Annotated in this window: 18 protein-coding genes; 7 read left to right on the top strand and 11 right to left on the bottom strand. The window is 61.9% G+C overall.

The genetic code is table 11. The annotated features are described in order from the left end of the window. Nucleotide 1: 1 nt before the first annotated feature. Complete coding sequence (locus AB8A27_RS02005) at nt 2-694, bottom strand: class I SAM-dependent methyltransferase (protein ID WP_441240448.1); 693 nt, start codon at nt 692-694, stop codon at nt 2-4. A gap of 169 nt (nt 695-863) precedes the next feature. On the opposite strand from AB8A27_RS02005, the gene AB8A27_RS02000 reads away from it, so the two are divergent. Next, nucleotides 864-2,072 (top strand): DUF3419 family protein, encoded by a 1,209-nt coding sequence (locus AB8A27_RS02000; RefSeq protein ID WP_092139387.1) that lies wholly within the window; start codon nt 864-866, stop codon nt 2,070-2,072. Nucleotides 2,073-2,229: 157 nt separating this feature from the next. Here AB8A27_RS02000 and AB8A27_RS01995 read toward each other — a convergent pair whose 3' ends face one another. From AB8A27_RS01995 to AB8A27_RS01970, 6 genes are all read right to left on the bottom strand, one after another. After that, on the bottom strand, nt 2,230-2,937 hold the full coding sequence (locus AB8A27_RS01995) for an ABC transporter ATP-binding protein (protein ID WP_441240447.1): 708 nt from the start codon (nt 2,935-2,937) through the stop codon (nt 2,230-2,232). Continuing rightward, entirely contained in the window at nt 2,924-3,667 is a 744-nt protein-coding gene (locus AB8A27_RS01990) for an ABC transporter ATP-binding protein (protein WP_068733334.1), read from the bottom strand. The genes AB8A27_RS01995 and AB8A27_RS01990 overlap by 14 nt, the downstream gene beginning before the upstream one ends. After that, nucleotides 3,664-4,593, bottom strand: coding sequence for a branched-chain amino acid ABC transporter permease (locus AB8A27_RS01985; protein ID WP_441240446.1), 930 nt, complete (start codon nt 4,591-4,593; stop codon nt 3,664-3,666). The genes AB8A27_RS01990 and AB8A27_RS01985 overlap by 4 nt, the downstream gene beginning before the upstream one ends. Nucleotide 4,594: 1 nt before the next feature. Further along, nucleotides 4,595-5,449 (bottom strand): branched-chain amino acid ABC transporter permease, encoded by an 855-nt coding sequence (locus AB8A27_RS01980; protein ID WP_092139381.1) that lies wholly within the window; start codon nt 5,447-5,449, stop codon nt 4,595-4,597. 128 nt (nt 5,450-5,577) lie between these two features. Beyond that, complete coding sequence (locus tag AB8A27_RS01975) at nt 5,578-6,801, bottom strand: ABC transporter substrate-binding protein (RefSeq protein WP_092139379.1); 1,224 nt, start codon at nt 6,799-6,801, stop codon at nt 5,578-5,580. A gap of 499 nt (nt 6,802-7,300) precedes the next feature. Then, nucleotides 7,301-7,708, bottom strand: a complete 408-nt coding sequence (locus tag AB8A27_RS01970; RefSeq protein WP_441240445.1) for a hypothetical protein — start codon at nt 7,706-7,708, stop codon at nt 7,301-7,303. A gap of 228 nt (nt 7,709-7,936) precedes the next feature. Here AB8A27_RS01970 and AB8A27_RS01965 point away from each other — a divergent pair, with 228 nt between their 5' ends. Beyond that, the gene (locus AB8A27_RS01965) at nt 7,937-8,326 is read left to right on the top strand and encodes a hypothetical protein (RefSeq protein ID WP_441240444.1); all 390 of its coding nucleotides are present in this window, start codon (nt 7,937-7,939) and stop codon (nt 8,324-8,326) included. A gap of 56 nt (nt 8,327-8,382) precedes the next feature. Here the strand turns inward: AB8A27_RS01965 and AB8A27_RS01960 are convergent, their stop codons facing one another. The 4 genes from AB8A27_RS01960 to AB8A27_RS01945 form a co-directional block, all read right to left on the bottom strand. Further along, on the bottom strand, nt 8,383-9,672 hold the full coding sequence (locus AB8A27_RS01960; protein WP_441240443.1) for an ArgE/DapE family deacylase: 1,290 nt from the start codon (nt 9,670-9,672) through the stop codon (nt 8,383-8,385). Nucleotides 9,673-9,699: 27 nt separating this feature from the next. Continuing rightward, nucleotides 9,700-10,977 (bottom strand): 4-aminobutyrate--2-oxoglutarate transaminase, encoded by a 1,278-nt coding sequence (gene gabT, locus AB8A27_RS01955; RefSeq protein ID WP_441240442.1) that lies wholly within the window; start codon nt 10,975-10,977, stop codon nt 9,700-9,702. 279 nt (nt 10,978-11,256) lie between these two features. Beyond that, on the bottom strand, nt 11,257-12,282 hold the full coding sequence (locus AB8A27_RS01950; protein ID WP_441240441.1) for a histone deacetylase family protein: 1,026 nt from the start codon (nt 12,280-12,282) through the stop codon (nt 11,257-11,259). Beyond that, nucleotides 12,279-12,977, bottom strand: coding sequence for a GntR family transcriptional regulator (locus AB8A27_RS01945; RefSeq protein ID WP_320446849.1), 699 nt, complete (start codon nt 12,975-12,977; stop codon nt 12,279-12,281). Before AB8A27_RS01945 ends, AB8A27_RS01950 begins: the two co-directional genes overlap by 4 nt. A gap of 138 nt (nt 12,978-13,115) precedes the next feature. Between AB8A27_RS01945 and AB8A27_RS01940 the strand changes: the two genes are divergently transcribed. From AB8A27_RS01940 to AB8A27_RS01920, 5 genes are all read left to right on the top strand, one after another. After that, nucleotides 13,116-13,889: a class II aldolase/adducin family protein gene (locus AB8A27_RS01940; RefSeq protein ID WP_441244802.1), complete on the top strand. Its 774-nt coding sequence runs from the start codon at nt 13,116-13,118 to the stop codon at nt 13,887-13,889. Between the two features lie 66 nt (nt 13,890-13,955). Beyond that, a complete protein-coding gene (locus tag AB8A27_RS01935) occupies nt 13,956-15,503 on the top strand; it encodes an ABC transporter substrate-binding protein (protein ID WP_441240440.1) in 1,548 nt (515 codons plus the stop codon). An 84-nt stretch (nt 15,504-15,587) separates the two neighbouring features. Then, nucleotides 15,588-16,559, top strand: a complete 972-nt coding sequence (locus tag AB8A27_RS01930; protein WP_441240439.1) for an ABC transporter permease — start codon at nt 15,588-15,590, stop codon at nt 16,557-16,559. Further along, nucleotides 16,556-17,395: an ABC transporter permease gene (locus tag AB8A27_RS01925; RefSeq protein ID WP_441240438.1), complete on the top strand. Its 840-nt coding sequence runs from the start codon at nt 16,556-16,558 to the stop codon at nt 17,393-17,395. Before AB8A27_RS01930 ends, AB8A27_RS01925 begins: the two co-directional genes overlap by 4 nt. Further along, nucleotides 17,395-19,026 (top strand): ABC transporter ATP-binding protein, encoded by a 1,632-nt coding sequence (locus AB8A27_RS01920; RefSeq protein WP_441240437.1) that lies wholly within the window; start codon nt 17,395-17,397, stop codon nt 19,024-19,026. The genes AB8A27_RS01925 and AB8A27_RS01920 overlap by 1 nt, the downstream gene beginning before the upstream one ends. Nucleotides 19,027-19,038 lie beyond the last annotated feature (12 nt).

Genomic DNA, 19,038 nt, shown 5'->3' with positions numbered 1-19,038 from the left:
ATTACCTCGGCAGTGTCAGCACCGCGGACTGTGCGTACCCGCGGAACGGGCGGCTGAAATCGAGATTGGCGTGGTGACGCTCGGCGAGCGCCTTCAGCACATCGAGAAGCTCACGGCGCGGCGTCACGTCGAACAGTGTCAGCCAGCGTAGCAGCAGCTTGCTGGCGATCTTTGGTAGCCGCTCCTGATGGCCGAAATCGACGATGTGTAGTCGCCCGCCGGGTTTGAGCTGCGATACGGCGTGATCGAGCACATCCTGCCAGCTCGGGATCATCGAGAGACTGTAGGAAATCATGACGTGATCGAATGACGGAACGGCAAAGATGCGTGCCGGATCGAAACTGGTCGCATCTCCATGGGCGACGCGGACGGTATTTGCGAGGTCGTTGCGGGCGATCGAGGCGATTGCGGTGGTCAGCATCTCGGTCGAAATATCGATACCGTGGAATTTTGCCTGGGGATATTTCCGCGCGGCCTGAACCAGATTGCGCCCGGTTCCGCAGCCGACTTCCAGTACCATTGCATCCGGCGCAGGCGCGAGTTCGGCGATGAGCTGATCGCGGCCGAGAAGATAGTACCGGCGCGTCGCGTCATAGATGAAGCGCTGCCAGCGATACATCCGGTTCATGCGATGCGTAGCTTCGTTCGACCACGCGGGCTGACCGCCGTCTTCGTATTCGGAGACAATCGTCATGGCGCACCTCATCGCTCGAGCATGAGCGATCCATTTCATCGCAACACGACAGCGGTGTGACAGTAGTTTCGTCGCGTGAAGCGCCCGAAATTTAGAATGACTGTCGCAAAACCGCAGTCTGCGCTTGATAAAAATTTCAGATTGTCGATTCGAAGGGTCCAAGAAGCCGATGAATACGCATCTGATCGCTGACGCCGTTCGCAATAGCCGTGGTCGCGAGGAAACGACGATTTGGGACAGGCTGTTTGCCTTCTGGTTCCGTCGGTTGGTCTACACCCAGATCTGGGAAGATCCCGAGGCGGACATGGCGGCGCTGAAACTGGCGCCCGGCTCGACGATCGTCACCATCTCCAGCGGCGGCTGTAATGCGCTGTCCTATCTGTCGGCGAAGCCCGAACATGTCTATGCGGTCGATCTCAACGAAGCGCATCTGTCGCTGCTCAAGCTCAAGCTTGCCGGCCTGCGCGCGCTGCCGAACTATCAGGACTTCTGGAAGTTCTTCGGCGAAGGTGCATCCGATAGCAATGTCGGCCTCTATCGCGAGCGGCTGCGCCCGCTGCTCGACGCAGAAGCGCGCGGCTATTGGGATGAGCGCGATATCCAGGGCCGCCCGCGCTACGGTTACTTCAGTGACGGCTTCTATCGTCACGGCGCGCTCGGTCGCTTCATCGGCTTTGCGCACACGCTCGCGAAACTCGCCCGGATCGATCTGAAGGCGCTGCTGCACGACGACGCCCAGTCGCCGGCGCGCAAGCGGGCGCTGGAGCGCCTGCACTGGCTGTTTCATTCGCGGCTGGCCCGCCTGATGACGAAAACACCGGCTCTGCTGTTCAGCCTCGGCATCCCGCCGCAGCAGCGCACGCTGCTGGGCGGCAACCAGCCACTCAACGAAGTGCTGCATCAACGTCTGCTCGCTCTGATCGACGTGCATCCGAACGCCAACAACTATTTCGCCTGGCAGGCGCTGAGTCGCAGCTATGTTGGTCCCGGCGATAAATGCCTGCCGTTGTACCTGCAGCAGAGCCGCTACGCCGACACCGCCAGTCGCGCCGCTCTGGTCACGCCGGTGCATGCCAATCTGCGCGTGTTCCTGGAGAGCCTTCCAGCCCGCCAGATCGACGCGGTCGTGCTGCTGGATTCGCAGGACTGGATGGCGCCGGATGAAATCCGTGCGCTGTGGGACGCGATCGACCGCGCTGGCAAGGACGGCATCCGCGTGATCTTCCGCACGGCCGGCGCTGAGTCACCGCTGGATGATCCGGAACATGCATCGTTGCGTGAGACGTGGCAGCGCGACGAGGCGCGCAGCGCCGAAGGTCTGGCTGCTGATCGCTCGGGCATCTATGGCGGGTTTCATCTGTATACGCGGAAAGCGTAAGGCTTTACTCGCAGGGCTTTGTAGTTGTCGTCCCCGCGAAGGCGGGGACCCATACACGCCGAAAATACAATTGGAATATGATAGCTGCGGTTCTGCCGCTTCTGCTTTGCCAACGGTGGTTATGGGTCCCCGCCTTCGCGGGGACGACACCCGAGAACTACACCCCCAGATAAATCTGCTGAATATACTTGTCTCCAGCAATCTCCGCGGACGTTCCTTCGCGGATCGTGCGGCCGTGTTCCAGCACATAGATCCGATCCGCGATCCGCAGTGTTGACGTCGCATCCTGTTCGACGATCAGGATGGCGGTGCCGTCTCTCCGGATTTGCTGGATCGAGTCGAAGATCAGTCCCTTCAGCCGCGGCGCGATGCCGACCGAGGGCTCATCCAGCAGCAGCAGTTCCGGACGTCCCATCAGTGCGCGGCCGATGGCCACCATCTGCTGCTCACCACCAGACAGCGTGCTCGACTGCTGCCATTGCCGTTCGCGCAGCACCGGGAATAGCGCGAAGACGCGCTCCAGATCTTTCTCGACGTCGGCGTTGTTCTTGCGGAGGTAGGCGCCGAGTTGCAGGTTCTTCAGCACCGACAATTCCGAGAACAGCTTGCGCCCTTCCGGACAGTGGCAGATGCCCCTGGCGACGACGTTATACGGCTCGATCGGATGCAGCGACGCGTCCTTGAAGTTCAGCGTGCCCTGCGAGGCGATACTGCGTGAGATGGCCTTCAGCAGCGTGGTCTTGCCGGCGCCGTTGGGGCCGAGCACGCCGATCAGTTCGCCCTTCTCGACCCTGATCGAGACGGATTCGATTGCCAGCGCCTTGCCGTAGCTGACCTTGAGATCGGTGACTTCAAGCAGAGGCATGGGCTTCCTCCGTCTTGCCGATATAGGCTTCGATCACCTTCTCGTTCTTCACGATTTCTTCCGGCGGGCCGACGGCGATGATCTCGCCGAAATTCATCGCGATCACGCGCGAGACCAGCGCCATGAACTCGCGCAGTTTGTGCTCGATCAGCAAAATAGTGAGGTTCTCCTCGCGATGTAGCCGCCGGATCAGTTGTGCCAGTTGTTCGATCTCGCTGCTGCCAAGCCCTGCGAAGGGCTCATCCAGCAGCAGCAGGTCGGGGCGGGTTGCCAGCGCGCGGGCGATTTCGAGTCGCCGCAGGTCGCCATAAGGCAGCGTCTCGACCGGCTCCTTGTCGCGTCCACCGAGACCGACCTGGGCGAGCAGATAGCTGGCGCGCGCTTCCTTGTCCTTGTCCTCGCTGGCGCGCGGCGACATGCAGGCGACCAGCACATTTTCCAGCAGATTCATGCCGACGAACGGCCGTGTCAGCTGGAAGGTGCGCGCCATGCCGCGATTGACCACCTTGTAGGGGGCCAGCTCGCGCACCAGTTCGCCGTTGAAATGGATCGTCCCCGTGGTCGGCTGCATGAAACCGGTCAGGATGTTGAACAGCGTCGTCTTGCCGGCACCGTTGGGACCAAGAATTCCTGTGAACTCGCCTTTCTTCAGCGTGAAGCTGGCGTTCTTGACGGCGGTGAGACCGCCGAAGCGTTTGGTCACGCCGTTGACTTCGAGAAGATCAGTCATCGCAGGCGCTCCGTCAGTCGGCGCCAGAGCGGCGCGATCAGTCCATTGGGCAGGAAGAACAGGATCAGCATCAACGTAAGTGTGTAGATCCACAGCCGGTATTCGCCGAAGCCGCGCAGCATCTCGGTGAGCAGCGTCAGCAGGATCGCTGCGACGGCGGCGCCATAGATCGAGCCGATGCCGCCCACATAGACCATGATGATCACCGTGATCGACACCACCACAGAGAACAGCGGCGGCGACACCTGCAGCTGGTAGTGTGCATAGAGCGCGCCCCCCAGACCGGCAAAGCCCGCCGAGATCATCAGCGACACGATCTTGTAGAAGGTGACGTTGATGCCGGCGGCCTGACAGGTCGCCTCGTCGCCGCGGATTGCGCGCAGCAGCAATCCCCAATGCGACTGCGCCAGCAGTGTCAGCACGATCACCGTCACCACCAGGATCGCAAGCACGAACCAGTAATAGTGCAGCGGCGTCTTCATCAGCGGGTCGAGGCCATAGATGCCTTCCTCGCCGCCGGTATATTCCCAGAAGATCAGGCACAGCCGCTGCAGGATGGCCGAGGCAGAGAGCATCGCCAGCGCGAAATAAGGCCCGCGCAGCCGCAGCGTCGGGAAGCCGACCAGCAGGCTGAAGGCGATGGCGATCACCACGCCGAGCGGCAGGCTGATCCACGGATTGGTCGACCAGATCGAGGACAGGAAGCCGGCGGTATAGGCGCCGGCGCCGATGAACAGCGAGTGGCCGAAGTTCTCGCGCCCGGTGAGGCCGGACATGAAGTCCCAGCTCGATGCCCAGATGCCGTAGATCACGCAAACCGTGAGTACGCCGGTGAGATAGTTGCTGGCGGCGAACATGGGCAGCAATGCGAGAAAGGCGACGACGAGGATGCCACCCGCGATGTCGATAGGTGCAATGCGTTTCATGTCAGAATGCCGCCCGTCGCCCGAGGAGTCCTGACGGGCGTATCATTAGCGTGACGACGACCGCGACCAGCGACACCAGCTCCGTCCATGATGTCGAAATCAGATAGGCGACGATGGTCTCGGAATAGCCGAGGATCAGCGACGCGATGATGCTGCCGGGGATCGAGCCGAGGCCGCCGACGATGACGATAGCGAAGGCCTTCACCATCGGCAGCAGGCCCATGGTCGGCTGCACCGTGAGGAAGGGCGACACCAATACGCCCGCGAGCGCCGCGGTGCCGGCGGAGATCGCCATCACGATGGAGAAGATGCGGTTGGTCGGGATGCCCATATATTGCGCGGCTTCCGGATCCTGCGACACCGCGAGGATGGCCGCGCCAAGCCGCGTGCGCTGGATGAACAGCCAGAGGCCGAGCAGCACGAGGACACCGGCGACAAGGGCGAGCAGGCGCTGGCCGGAAATATCGACGCCGCCGATCGAGAGCTTGTCAGCCACGAATGACGGCACGTTGCGATATTCGGAGCCGAAGGTGATGAACAGCGCCTGTTCCACCGCGAGCGAGACGGCGAGGGTAATCATCAGCACGGCGAGCTGGGACGAGCGCAGCGGACGCACCAGAAAACGTTCCATCACCACGCCGAAGCCTGCGACGATCAATACCGCCAGCGGTGCGGCGATAAAGAGCGGAAAGCCAAGCAGCGAGGTGAGGACATAGGCCGCATAGGCGCCGAGTGCGTAGAACGAGCCATGGGCGAGATTGAGGATGCGGGCGACGCCGAAGATCAGGGTGAAACCAACAGCCAGCATCGCATAGATGGCGCTGGAGACCGCGCCGTAGATCAGAATCTGAAGCATGAGAACCCGCTGTTGAAGACCGGACGGCGGAGGGCGAACTTCTTGGGGTTCGCTTCTCCCGTTTTCCGGCCGGCGAGGGATCGCCGGCCGCGCGGTTACGCTGCGGTCAGATGACCGCCATCAACAAATCAGTTGCTCATCCAGGGCGGCGCGATCATCGGGCCGGTTGCGGCTTCCTTCGGCCAGACCACGACGCGGGCGCCGTCCTTCTGCCACTGTACGAACAGCAGGTTCTGCAGGCCCGGGCCGGTCTTCACGTCGTGCACTTCGTCGAACACCAGCTTGCCGGCGATGCCGACGTGGTCGGTCTTCTCCAGCTCCTTGATGACGGCGTCGGGCTCGATGGAGTTGGCGCGCTTCACAGCATCGGCATAGACATAGACCGCGTCATAGGCGCCGATGCCGGTATAGACAGGCGCGGTGCCGAAGCGCTTCACGAATTCATCCCAGAACGGAATGGTCTTCGGGGTCAGCGGCGCGCGGATGGCGAACATGCCGACGGTTTCGGCATTGGCCTTGCCGCTGACGCGGGTGAAGAAGTCGGCGTCCTGGCTCTTCACGTCGATGCCGCCGATCGGAATCGGCACCTGAGCGTCATGCCACTGCTTGACGAAGATGTCCGAGGAGGCGTGCGACAGGATCACGATCAGATATTGCGCGCCGGAATTCTTCACCTTGGCGAACAGTGGCGAGAAATCCGATGTCGAGGTGTCGAAGAACTCGGCCAGCGTCACATCGGTGCCGCCCTCGGTCGCGCCCTTCTTCAGGATCGGCACGAGATCCTGCACCCATTTCGCGTTTTCGCCGACGATGGCGATCTTCTTCAGGCCCATTTCGCCTTTCAGCTTGCCGTTGATGAAGTCGACAAGCGCGCGGGCCTGATGCGCCGCGTTGATGGGGAAGGCGCGGAAGATGTATTTGTAGTTCTCGTAGTCCGACTTCACCTTGGCGGTGATCGCCGGCGATGCTGCGCCGACGCCAAGATAGATTGTCTTGGCGCTGGAGATGTGTGGCAGCTGGGCCAGCGTCACGCCTGACGTGTAGCCGCCGATCAGCACATTGACCTTGTCATCGGCGGTGAGCTTCTTGATTGCAGCAATGCCCTGTTCGGGATTCTCGGTCTCATCGGCGACAACCATTTCGAGCTTGCGGCCGAGCAATCCGCCCTTGGCATTGATCTCTTCGATGGCCAGTTTGGCGGCGCTCTGGGTGTCGCGGCCGACCTGCAACTGGACCGAAGTCGGAATACCGATCTTGATCGGCGCTTGCTGGGCAGATGCTGGAGCAGTGGAAGCAAGGGCGCCAGCAACAATCATACTCGCAGCCGCAAGCGGCCTCAGAAATGAGTCCATGGTGTCTCTCCCTAGAGGCATCTGGGTCGTTGCCCGATGCTTTTTTGTGTGATCACAGACTGCCAAGTGCGGCGAGAGCGAGTCAAGGAAGATTGCGCGCAGCAACACTGTGTCGCGGATTAAATTGCGAGCATTTCCAAAGTGTTTCTCTGCTGCGATGCGATGGCTGCTTGCATGGCATGTAACGATGCTGCGGCGCGGGTGGCGCATTGCAAGTTGCGAGCAGATGCAACATGCGCATTCTCAAGTGGCCGGGTTGGGAGGTGTCGTTGGGTACAGCTGAGGCTGCCAAGGGGTGGGACCGCCGACGCAGGTAATAACGGCGGTCCCGTGCCGTGCATTGAAATTCGGGGTTGGAAAGCGACTTCCGCACCCACTGCGCGACGCGATTGACGCTATCGCAGCCCGGTTTTGTCGCAACTTAAACCAAATCTTAACCTAACCGATTAGGCTTACCCGGGCGGTTTTTCGAGCATTTCTGGCGGAGGTGGAGAATAATTTACTCCGTAGCCCGGGCCAGCAGCGTAATGTCGTTGGCATTGGCGCAATAGTTCTCGTAATTCGCCGCCGCCGTCTTGGCTGCGAGGTCGGTCGCGCAGGCCCGTTTATTCGCGCAACCGGCGCAGGCGTGGCGCATCTCCATCATCAGCGGTGGCCGGATCTTCGCAATGGCGGCCTCGTCAAAACCGAGCGCGCGGAGCATCTGCGGCAATTCCTCCGCACCGTTCACGCCTCTGCGCACGATGGTGTCGAGATCGCTTGGCGCAAGGCCAAGCTCATGGGCCATGCGCTTGAACTCGCCGCTGTCGAGTGCACCGAGTTCGTTGAGCTGGCGGCGCTGGATCAACCAGTCGCCGATGCGTTCGATGAGATTGCTGACGACGGGATAGGGCTGGACGGATGTCATGGCGGTCTCCGCTGAAAATGTAGTCCAGCAGAGGGTCTGCCCAGCGGCGCGGAATCGCATTGCGCTGGATCAATCAGAGGCGGGAGCTATACGCGGTTAGCCTTACCGCCTGAAATCCCTGCGCCGCAGGCACTTTCGGCGAAACACAGGGCTGGATTCGGCGTTATCCATGCTTAGCTTAGAGACATTGTTAGTCCGGAAGCCGGGAACCGGCCTCAGGAGGCGTAAATGAGTTGCAAGCGTTTGAGTATGATTGCGGCCGGCGTCGGTCTGTTGGCGTGTTTCGGTACCGCGCAAGCGGACTCATACAAGCCCGGCGAGTTCTTGCTGCTCGACCTGCAGAAGGCCGTGCTGTCGCCGAAATTGCTTGGTCCGCCCGCATCATTCGAGCAGATACAAATTCAGGCCAAAGCCGATGCAAAGGCTGACGTGAAAACCGATCCGGTGAAGGCGGCGCCGGGCGTTGCGCGCGTGCAGCCTGCGAAGCCTGTGGCGCAGCGCGCCGCCGCGCAGAAGAAGGTTGTCCGCCGCGGTAATCCGCTGAACGCCAATGCGATGGATACGCGCGTGCAGGTCTGGCCATGCCGGACGGGCGGCATCTGCAACTGGCAGAAATGAAAAAGGCGGCGGATTGCTCCGCCGCCCATTCCATCTTCAGGCTGCAGCCTGAATGATCAGGCCTTGATCTCTTCCACACCGCACCATTCGGCGATGAATAGCGCCAGCGCCGTCGTCGTCTTCTTCAGCGAGGGCAGGTTGACGCCTTCGTCGAAGCCGTGGACGCCGCGCGAGATGCAGCCGTAGTTCAAGGTCGGCACATTGTCGAACAGCGCATAGACGCGGCTGTCGAGATAGGCGAGCGAGATTTCCGGCTTCGGCTTCTGGCCGAACACCGCTTCATGCGCGGCAGCCAGTGTGGCTTCGGCATCCGAGCCCGGCTTGAGTTCGTAGCCTTCGGCCTGGAAGCCGTTGAAAGTCACGGTCGGCGGGATGTTCGACAGGAACGGATCCTGATGGGCGAAGGCGGCGACGCAGTCGGTGATTTCCTTCTTTGCTGCTTCGGCGGTCTTGCCGGGTAGCAGCGAGATGCGGAAGTCCACTTTGCACCATGCCGGAACCGACGAGGCCCAGTCACCACCGGCGATCTTGCCGATGTTCAGGTTGACTGGCTTCTCGATGTTCTTGAAGTGCTCGTGCTGGTCCTTGGTCGCATTCCACCGGGCTTCGAGCTTGCGTAATTCACCGATGATCCGATAGGCGCCGTCGATGGCATTGGCGCCGGTGCCCATGCGCTGCACGTGAACGGGCACGCCGCGCACTTCCACCTGGAACCAGACCACGCCGATATTGGCGCGGGTGATGGTTTCAGCCGAGGGCTCCGACACCACCACCGCGTCGGCCTTGTAGCCGCGCAGATGCGTCATCAGCGCGCCGTCACCGGTGGATTCTTCTTCCACCACCGACTGCAGATAGACCGTTGCCGCCGGCTGCAGGCCGAGGCTCTTCAAGGCATCGAGGGCGAAGATGTTCGAGGCGCAGCCAGCCTTCATGTCGCCGGCGCCGCGGCCCTGCATCCAGTCGCCCTGGATGACGGGGTCATAGGGCGGGGTGGTCCACATGTCGTGCGGGCCTTCCGGCACCACGTCGACATGGCCCTGCATGATCAGCGAGCGGCCTTTTTCCTCGCGCGGATAATGCGTGCCGACCACGATCGGCGCAGTCGAGTGCAGCTCGTCCCATGCGCCAGCGCCGGGATGGTGCCCGAGCGCGGCGCGGTCCATCTCGAAGCGCTCCATCTTGTAGCCGCGCGCCTTCATGGCGCGAAACATGAAGTCCTGCATGGTGTGTTCGTTGCCACGGGTGGATTGGTGACGAACCATGTCCTGGGTGAACTTGACCTGGGCATCGAAGCCCTTGTCGACGGCAGCGATGATCTTGTCGCGAAGTGCGGGATCGAGAGCCATATGTTTTTCCTTTTCTTGTGAGAGGGCTCAGGCGGTCAGCGCGCGCTCGAGCTTTTCCATGCCTTCGTCCAGGATTTCGTCCTGGGCGGTGAGCGGCACGAGCACGCGGATGGTGTTGAAATTGACGCCGCAGGACAGCAGCACGAGGCCTTCCTCGGTGGCCTTCTGCGTCACCTTCTTGGTCATCTCGGCGTCCGGCGTGTCAGAGCCGCGTTCCTTGACGATATCGAAGGCGATCATGGCGCCGACATTGCGGATGCTGGCGATCGGCACGAGGTCGTTGCGCTGCTGCATCTTCTTCAGACGCGTGGTAATGCGCTCGCCGATATGGTTGGCGCGGTCGACCAGCTTCTCCTTCTCGAACACGTCGAGCACGGCCATCGCTGCGGCAATCGCCAGCGGGTTGCCGGCATAGGTGCCGCCGAGGCCGCCCGGATCGGCAGCGTCCATGATCTTGGCCTTGCCGATCACGCCCGACAGCGGGAAGCCGCCGGCGAGGCTCTTGGCGACCGTGATGAGGTCAGGCTTCACATCGTAATGTTCCATCGCGAACATCTTGCCGGTGCGGCCGTAGCCGGTCTGCACTTCGTCGGCGATGAAGACGATTCCATTCTCGTCGCAGATCTTGCGCAGCGCGCGCATCAGTTCCGGCGGAGCCTGGTGGAAGCCGCCTTCGCCCTGCACCGGCTCGACGATGATCGCGGCGACGCGGGCGGGGTCGATGTCGGCCTTGAACAGGAAGCTGAGATACTTGAGCGATTCCTCAACGGTGACGTCGAGCGGCGCGGCCGGGAACGGCACGTGCCAGACTTCCGGCATCGCGGCGCCGAAACCCTTCTTGTAGGGGAATACCTTGCCGGTCATGGTCATGGTCATGTGGGTGCGGCCATGGAAGCCGCCGGTGAAGGCGATGACGCCGGCACGGCCGGTGGCGGCGCGCGCCATCTTGATGGCGTTTTCGGTCGCTTCGGCGCCGGTGGTGAAGAAGGCGGTCTTCACGGGCCCGTCGACCGGCACCAGCTTGTTGAGGCGCTCGGCGAGGGTGACATAGGATTCATACAGCAGCACCTGGAAGCAGGTGTGCGTGAAGTTCTCCATCTGCGCCTTGACTGCGGCCATGATGTGCGGATGGCAGTGGCCGGTGTTGAGCACGGCGATGCCGCCGGCGAAGTCGACATAGCGCTTGCCTTCGACGTCCCAGACTTCGGCATTCAGCGCGCGCTGCGCCGAGATCGGAGTGGAGTGGCCGATGCCGCGGGGAACAGCGGCTTCGCGCCGTGCGAAGATTTCTGCGTTGGTCGACATTCGAGTTTGTCCTTCAGTTTTTTGGGTGTTGTTTGGGTACAGGATGAAGTTAAGCCGAGCGCTGTTGGCTCCCTCTCCCCGTTCTGCACGGGGAGAGGGGTGGGGTGAGGGGCGAGGCACGATCGGTGCTGTCATGGTGCTTTCCCGGCTCGGGACGATCCGGAAATTGTGTGATTGTTGCGAGTCTCGTGTCATGCCCCTCACCCGCCGCGAAGACGCGGCGACCTCTCCCCGCAAAGAGCGGGGAGAGGTTAGGGAGAGAGTACGGCGCGCTGTTCATCACCGCGCGGCTTCGAAACCGGCGAGGGTCGAGGTGAGGTTGGCGCCCAGGATGTCGGACAGATATCCGCCTTCCTGAACGAGGACGGTGGGCAGGCCCATGCGCGCAATGGCTGCACCGATCCGTTTGAAGCCCGGTGTGGTGACCTTCAGGGCCGCCAGCGGATCGTGTTCGGACGCATCGAGGCCGAGCGCAATCACGAGCGCGCCGGGCGCAAACGACTTGATGGTCTTCTCGGCGACAGCAAGCGCATCGATGAAACCGTCATCGCCGGTGCCGAGCGCAAGCGGGATGTTGAGATTGGTGCCGAGGCCGTTGCCTTCGCCCTTCTCGTCGGCATAGCCCCAGACGAAGGGGTAGTAGCCGACGGGATCCGCATGGATCGACACCGTCAGCACGTCCGGACGCGAATAGAAAATGCCCTGGGTGCCGTTGCCGTGATGCACGTCGACATCGAGGATCGCGACGCGCTCGTGCTTGGTGCGCAGATGCTCGGCGGCGATCGCCGAATTGTTCATGAAGCAAAAGCCGCCGGCCATATCTCTGTAAGCATGATGGCCGGGCGGGCGGCAGAGCGCATAGACGGCGTCCTCACCGTCCATCACCATCTGCGCCGCGGTGACCGCCACGTCGGTGGATGCGCAGGCACCAAGCCAGGTGCCGGGGCCGATCGGTGCTGCGGTATCGGCGGTGTGCCAGCCGAGCTTGCCGGTGATGTGGGTCGGGTAGCTGCCCGGTACGCGGTTCGGATGAATATTGGCGATCATCTCCGGGCCGTAGTCCGGCAGCTTGATCCATTCCTCCCATGCGCCTTCGAGGAAACGCAGATATTCCGGCGAGTGTACGCGGGCACGTGGGCCCTGGCCGAATTCGGTCGGCACGACGATCGTGTGTTTTCCGTCGGCGAGACCTTTCAGCAGCCGCTCGGCGCGCTCCGGCTGCTCGGTGGTTTTACGGACCTGACCGCGCACAAGGAAGAACTGCGGATCATGGCTCTTGTGCTTGTCGGAATACACTGCCTTCACGTAGCGGCTCCATTCGTTGAGGAGGGAAGTTCGCGGACCAGCTTGCCGACTTCGCGCCAGGCAGCGCCGATGTGATAGTCGATCCGCGCGGTGATGATGTCGGGGTGCCCCTGTTCGAGCACTTCGAGCAGTGCCTCATGAGTCTGCGCAATGCGATGCGGATCGTCATAGAGCCGGCCGATCAGGCCGATCGTCATGCGCAGTTCCGATGCGAGATCGTCGAACAGACGCAGCAGGCGCTTGCTGCCGGCGATCTCACAGATCATGCGATGGAATTTGTAGTCTTCCTCGATCTGCCGCGCATGATCGTCGATCGCGGCAGTCTCATGCATGACGTCGATCTGCCGGCGCAGCATGTCGCGATTGGCAGGCGTCATGTTCTTCGAGGCGAGCACGCCGGCATGACATTCGACGCAGATACGCAGGTCGTAGATCTCGTCGATATCCGTCGCTTCGAGTTTGCGGACGAAGAAGCCGCGGCGCGGATGCGAGACCAGCAGGCCCTGTTGCTCGAGCAGTCGTGCGGCTTCGCGGACGGGCGCGCGGCTGACGCCAAGCTCGCGGGCGATGCCGGCCTCGACGACTTTTGCGCCGGGCAGCAATTGTCCCTTGATGATAGCCTGGGTCAGGATACGGGCGACCTGCCCGACAAGATCAGTGTCGGCGAGGGCGGTCAGACCAACTGGAGGAGACATCAAACGCATGCGGGGGACCCGTTTCTTCCCCTGTACAAGAATTAATCGTCGATTGTCGACAGTTTAATCTTGCGAGCTGCCATGCGATTGTGTTTCCTGCCCGCACCTTAAAAAAAGCCGGGAACCGCGCCTGTGAATATGCATGCAAACATTACGCCGACCCTCGATGCCGCCAAGCAGGTCCGTATCGATCTTGCTGCGGCCTATCGTCTGATCCACCGCCTCGGCCTCGATGACAGCATTTACACGCATATTTCGGTGCGCGTCCCCGGCACGCAGGACCGCTTCCTGATCAATCCCTACGGTATGCGCTTCGAGGAAGTGACGGCTGGCAACCTCGTCACCGTCGACGTCGATGGTAAGGTTGTCGACGATCCGCTTGGCCTCGGCATCAATCCGGCCGGCTTCACCATTCACAGCGCGGTTCACGCCGCCCGCCACGATGCACAGTGCGTGCTGCATACGCATACCGTTGCCGGCGTCGCCGTGTCGTGCCTGAAGGACGGCCTGCAGCCGCTGAACCAGTGGTCGATGCAATTCACCGACCGCATCGCCTATCATGACTTCGAAGGCATCGCGCTGGATCTGTCGGAGCGCGAGCGCCTGGTCGCCGATCTCGGCGACAAGATGGTGCTGATCCTCCGCAATCACGGCCTGCTCACCTGCGGCCGCTCGGTTGGCGAAGCCTTCAAGCTGATGTTCAATATGGAGCGTTCGTGCCGCGCGCAGCTCGCGATCCTTTCCACCGGTGCAGAGATCATTCGCCCGTCCCACGCCATTGCCGCGCACACCGCCGGCCAGTATGACCGCGGTTACGACAAGGTGCATGGCACCGAAGGCGGCAAGCCGGACAGCGAGTGGGAGGCCTTCAAGCGCATGCTCGAGCGCACGGACGCCGATTACAAGAATTGATCCGGCTTTCGCCACACATCGTCAACTGATCTGGGTTACGTGCCAGCCGGCACTAAGGGGAAAGATATGTTGAAGAAATTTGTACTGGCCTTGGCACTGAGCGGCGTAAGCACAATGGCGCTCGCGCAGGAGCCGAAGATCGGCGGCACCATTAATGCGGTGATCCAGCCTGAACCGCCGGGCCTGATGCTCGCACTGGTTCAGAACGGCCCGACCCAGATGGTCTCGGGCAACATCTATGAAGGCCTGCTGCGCTACAGCAAGACGCTGGAGCCGCAGCCGGGTCTCGCCGAGAGCTGGACCATCAGCCCGGATGCCAAGACCTACACGTTCAAGCTCAAGCAGGGCGTGACCTGGCACGACGGCAAGCCGTTCACGGCGGCTGACGTGCTGTTCACCATCGAGACGCTGAAGGTGACCCACGCGCGTGCGCGCAACAACCTCGTGCAGCTCGACAAGGTCGAAGCACCCGACGATTACACGGTCGTCTTCACGCTGAAGCAGCCCTTCGGCCCCTTCATCGGCATCTTCGAGGTCGGCTCGATGCCGATCATCCCGAAGCACATCTATGAAGGCACCGACGTCAAGACCAATCCGGCGAACAACACGCCGATCGGTACCGGCCCGTTCATGTTCAAGGAATGGAAGAAGGGCTCGTTCATCCAGCTGGTGAAGAACCCGAACTACCACGTCAAGGGCAAGCCCTATATCGACGGCATCTACTGGCAGATCATTCCGGACGCCGCTGCGCGTTCGGTGGCCTACGAGACCGGCAAGGTCGACGTGCTGCCCGGCGGTTCGATCGAGAACTTCGACGTGCCGCGCGTCAGCAAGCTGCCGAACACCTGCGTCACCGGCGACGGCTGGGAGTTCTTCTCGCCGATGGCATGGATGTGGCTCAACAACCGCAGCCCCGTGCTCGCCAACAAGAAGGTGCGTCAGGCGATCATGTATGCGGTAGACCGCGAATTCGCCAAGGACGTGATCTGGAACGGTCTCGGCAAGGTGGCCACCGGCCCGTCGTCGTCGGCGATCAAGTTCTACACCGACAACGTGCCGAAATATCCGTACGATCCGGCCAAGGCCAAGGCGCTGCTGAAGGAAGCCGGTTACAAGGGCGAGAAGGTCCGCCTGATGCCGCTGCCCTATGGTGAAACCTGGTCGCGCTGGGGTGAAGCCGTGAAGCAGAACCTCGTCGACGTCGGCATGAATATCGAGACCATCGCCACCGACGTTCCTGGTTCGAACCAGAAGAACATGGAGTGGGATTACGATATCTCCTTCACTTATCTGTATCAGTACGGCGATCCGGCGCTTGGCGTTGGCCGTAACTACGTGACGAGCGCCATCCAGAAGGGCCAGCTCTTCAACAACCTGGAAGGCTATTCCAATCCCGAGGTCGACAAGCTGTTCGAAGAGGGCGCCGTCGCGACGCCGGATTCGAAGCGCAAGGAGATCTACGAGAAGGTCCAGAAGATCCTCGTCGAGGACGTGCCTGTGGCCTGGCAGCTTGAGCTGCAGTTCCCGACCATCTCGAACTGCAAGATCAAGAACCTGATCACCACAGGTATCGGTGTCAACGACGGCTTCCGCGACGCCTGGATCGACAAGTAAGCTTTCAGCCTGATGCCCGTGACGATCCCTGTGATCGTCACGGGTTTTCTTTGTGTACTCTGACCTGAATGCGATGGACCTCTGATGCTGTCATTCGTTGCCCAGAGGATCGTGAAGGGCGTATTCGTCCTGCTTGCGATCATCGTGATGAACTTCTTCCTGATCCGCATCGCGCCGGGCGATCCCGCTGCGGTGATGGCCGGTGAGGCCGGCGCCAGCGATGCGCAATTCGTCCAGCAGCTGCGCGAAAAGTTCTCGCTGGACAAGCCGCTGCCGGAGCAGCTGTTCATCTACGTGAAGGGCGTTGCTTCCCTCGATCTCGGTTTCTCGTTCCGCCAGCAGATGCCGGTGTCGAAGCTGATCGCCGAGCGTCTGCCGGCGACGCTGCTGCTGACGCTGACGGCCTTTGCCATATCGCTGATCCTTGGCATCACCTTCGGCACGCTGGCCGCGAGATTTGCGGGGACATGGGCGGACACCGCCATCACTGTCTCGGCGCTCTTGTTCTATGCCACGCCGATCTTCTGGGTCGCGCTGATGTCGATCCTGCTGTTCTCGGTCTATCTCGGCTGGCTGCCGAGCTTCGGCTACGAGACCGTCGGCGCGAATTATACGGGACTTGCCCACGTGAAGGATGTCGCCCTGCATCTGATCATGCCGGCGATGACCATCGGCCTGTTCTTCATGGCGACCTATACGCGCATGACGCGCGCCTCGATGCTCGAGGTCAAGCGGCTGGATTTCGTCAAGACCGCCCGCGCCAAGGGCCTGCGCGACAATATCATCCAGCGCCGCCACGTGCTGCGCAACGCGCTGCTGCCCGTGGTGACGCTGGCCGGCGTCCACTCCGGTACGCTGGTCGGCGGCGCCGTGCTCACCGAGACGGTGTTCGCATGGCCCGGCATTGGCCGGCTGCTCTATGAGGCACTCTTGCAACGCGATTATAACCTTCTGCTCGGCGTCTTCGTGGTCTGCTCGGCGATGGTTCTGATCTTCAACCTCGTCACCGACCTCGTTTATCGGCTGGTCGATCCACGCATCGAGTTTGCATCATGAAGAAGTTCTGGAAATTGATGCTGCGCAATCCCGGCGGCGTAATCGGTCTGGTAATTATTGCGTTTGCGATTTTCATCGCGCTGTTCGGGCAGATGATCTTCCCGACCTCACCCTGGCGCATGGTGCAGCGGCCGTTCCTGCCGCCCTTCACCAATCCGATGGTGACCCTCGGCACCGATGCGCTCGGCCGTGACGTGTTTGCCGGCCTTGTCCATGGCGCCCGCGTGTCGCTGCTGGTCGGTCTCGTCTCGACCACGGTGGCGCTGACCATCGGCGTGCCGCTCGGCGCCATCGCCGGCTATTTCGGCGGTAAGGTCGACGACGCCCTGATGCGCTTCACCGAATTCTTCCAGACCATTCCGAGCTTCCCGCTGGCCATTGTGCTGGTGGCGATCCTGCAGCCGTCGATCTATTCCATCGTTGGTTCCATCGCCATCGTCTCTTGGCCGCCGGTGGCGCGTCTGGTGCGTGGCGAGGTGCTGTCGCTGCGCACCCGCGAATATGTCCAGGCAGCCATCGTGACCGGCCAGAGCAACACCTGGATCATCTCGCGCGAGATTTTGCCGAACGCGCTGTCGCCGGTGATCGTGCTGGCGTCGCTGATGGTGGCGAATGCGATCCTGCTGGAATCTTCGCTGTCATTTCTCGGCCTCGGCGATCCCAACCTGATGTCCTGGGGCTACATGGTCGGCGCGGGCCGGACGGTGATCCGTCAGGCCTGGTGGATCACCGTCTTCCCCGGCGTTGCCATCCTGATCTCGGTGCTTGGCATGAACCTGATCGGCGAAGGCCTCAACGACGCGCTTAACCCGCGCTTGGCGAAGGATAGCCGCTGATGACCCAAGTGCTGTCCAAAACGCCCGCCGTTTCCATCAAGAACCTCAAGATCGCTCTGCCGAAGAGCGCCGAACGCCCCTATGCGGTCGATGGCGTGTCCATCGATCTCATTCCCGGCGAGATCGTCTGCGTCGTCGGCGAATCCGGCTCGGGCAAATCCATGTGCGCCCATGCGCTGATGGGTCTGCTGCCGGATACGGTGAAGACCGAGACCGGCGAGGTTCTGTTCGAGGGCCAGAATCTCCTGAAGCTCGATGAGAACGGTTGGCGCGAAGTGCGCGGCCGCGGCATCGCCATGGTGTTTCAGGAGCCGATGACGGCGCTCAATCCGCTGATGCGGATTGGCGACCAGATGATGGAAATGTTCGAGGCGCATAATCTTTTGACGCCGAAGGAGCGCCGCGCCAAGGCACTGAACCTCGCCAAGGAAGTCGGTCTGCCCGATCCGGAGCGTATCATCCGCGCCTATCCGCACCAGCTCTCCGGCGGCCAACGCCAGCGCGCGATGATCGCCATGGCACTTGCGCTGGAGCCTTCGGTGCTTGTCGCGGATGAACCGACGACTGCGCTCGATGTCACCACGCAGGCGCAGATCCTCAAGCTGATCCGCAACCTGCAGCGCAGCCGCAACATGGCCGTGATGTTCATCACCCATGACTTTGGCGTTGTCGCCGATATCGCCGACCGCGTCGTGGTATTGCGTCACGGCAAGATCGTCGAGGAAGGCTCGATCGACGCCGTCTTCAGAAATCCGCAGCACGATTACACCAAGGCGCTTCTCGCTGCCGTGCCGTCGATGCATCCGCCGGTGCGCGCACCGCTGGATGAAAATGCCAAGGCGGTTGAAGTCATCGGCCTCGACAAGACCTATGTGACCTCGGGCGGCTGGTTCAAGCCGGATCGCCGCGTGCAGGCGGCCAACGAAGTTACGTTCTCGATCATGCAGGGCGAGACCGTCGGTCTGGTCGGCGAGTCCGGTTCGGGCAAGTCGTCTGTCGCGCGTCTGGTGATGCGGCTGATCGAGGCCGATCGCGGCACTGTGCGTATCGGCGATGTCGATCTCACGGCACTCGAAGGCAAGGCGCTGCGCGAGCAGCGTCATCGCATCCAGATGATCTTCCAGGATCCGTTCGCCTCGCTCAATCCGCGCCGCCGCGTCGGCCAGATCATCACCGATGGCCCAATTGCTCGCGGCACCGATTCCAAGGTCGCGATGCAACGTGCGCGTGATCTGCTCGGGATGGTCGGCCTCGATGCCGGCGCGCTCGATCGCTATCCGCACGAATTCTCCGGTGGCCAGCGCCAGCGTATCGGCATTGCCCGCGCGCTCGCGCTGGATCCGGAAATCATCGTCGCCGACGAGGCGGTCTCCGCGCTCGACGTTTCGGTGCAGGCGCAGGTGCTGAAGCTGCTCGAAGATCTCAAGGCCCGCCTTGGTCTCTCGATGCTGTTCATCACCCACGATCTTCGCGTGGCCGCGCAGATCTGCGATCGTATCGCCGTGATGCAGCGCGGTGAGATCGTCGAGCTGAAACCAACGGCGCAACTGTTTGCGTCGCCGGAGCATCCCTACACCCGCGAATTGCTCGGCGCCGTCCCCGGCCAGAGTTCACCATCCCAGGCCGCCTGACCTTATGCCGAC

Origin of the sequence: Tardiphaga sp. 768_D3_N2_1, assembly GCF_052076105.1 — a bacterium.
GTDB lineage: Bacteria > Pseudomonadota > Alphaproteobacteria > Rhizobiales > Xanthobacteraceae > Tardiphaga.
The sequence above is the reverse complement of the archived record's forward strand: the minus strand, read 5'-3'. Positions and strand labels throughout refer to the sequence as shown.

Excerpts from the sequence above, each read along its gene's own strand:
- AB8A27_RS02005 (WP_441240448.1), bottom strand. The coding sequence starts at position 694 with ATGACGATTGTCTCCGAATACGAAGACGGCGGTCAGCCCGCGTGGTCG.
- AB8A27_RS02000 (WP_092139387.1), top strand. The coding sequence starts at position 864 with ATGAATACGCATCTGATCGCTGACGCCGTTCGCAATAGCCGTGGTCGC.
- AB8A27_RS01995 (WP_441240447.1), bottom strand. The coding sequence starts at position 2,937 with ATGCCTCTGCTTGAAGTCACCGATCTCAAGGTCAGCTACGGCAAGGCG.
- AB8A27_RS01990 (WP_068733334.1), bottom strand. The coding sequence starts at position 3,667 with ATGACTGATCTTCTCGAAGTCAACGGCGTGACCAAACGCTTCGGCGGT.
- AB8A27_RS01985 (WP_441240446.1), bottom strand. The coding sequence starts at position 4,593 with ATGAAACGCATTGCACCTATCGACATCGCGGGTGGCATCCTCGTCGTC.
- AB8A27_RS01980 (WP_092139381.1), bottom strand. The coding sequence starts at position 5,449 with ATGCTTCAGATTCTGATCTACGGCGCGGTCTCCAGCGCCATCTATGCG.
- AB8A27_RS01975 (WP_092139379.1), bottom strand. The coding sequence starts at position 6,801 with ATGGACTCATTTCTGAGGCCGCTTGCGGCTGCGAGTATGATTGTTGCT.
- AB8A27_RS01970 (WP_441240445.1), bottom strand. The coding sequence starts at position 7,708 with ATGACATCCGTCCAGCCCTATCCCGTCGTCAGCAATCTCATCGAACGC.
- AB8A27_RS01965 (WP_441240444.1), top strand. The coding sequence starts at position 7,937 with ATGAGTTGCAAGCGTTTGAGTATGATTGCGGCCGGCGTCGGTCTGTTG.
- AB8A27_RS01960 (WP_441240443.1), bottom strand. The coding sequence starts at position 9,672 with ATGGCTCTCGATCCCGCACTTCGCGACAAGATCATCGCTGCCGTCGAC.
- gabT (WP_441240442.1), bottom strand. The coding sequence starts at position 10,977 with ATGTCGACCAACGCAGAAATCTTCGCACGGCGCGAAGCCGCTGTTCCC.
- AB8A27_RS01945 (WP_320446849.1), bottom strand. The coding sequence starts at position 12,977 with ATGTCTCCTCCAGTTGGTCTGACCGCCCTCGCCGACACTGATCTTGTC.
- AB8A27_RS01940 (WP_441244802.1), top strand. The coding sequence starts at position 13,116 with ATGCATGCAAACATTACGCCGACCCTCGATGCCGCCAAGCAGGTCCGT.
- AB8A27_RS01935 (WP_441240440.1), top strand. The coding sequence starts at position 13,956 with ATGTTGAAGAAATTTGTACTGGCCTTGGCACTGAGCGGCGTAAGCACA.
- AB8A27_RS01930 (WP_441240439.1), top strand. The coding sequence starts at position 15,588 with ATGCTGTCATTCGTTGCCCAGAGGATCGTGAAGGGCGTATTCGTCCTG.
- AB8A27_RS01925 (WP_441240438.1), top strand. The coding sequence starts at position 16,556 with ATGAAGAAGTTCTGGAAATTGATGCTGCGCAATCCCGGCGGCGTAATC.
- AB8A27_RS01920 (WP_441240437.1), top strand. The coding sequence starts at position 17,395 with ATGACCCAAGTGCTGTCCAAAACGCCCGCCGTTTCCATCAAGAACCTC.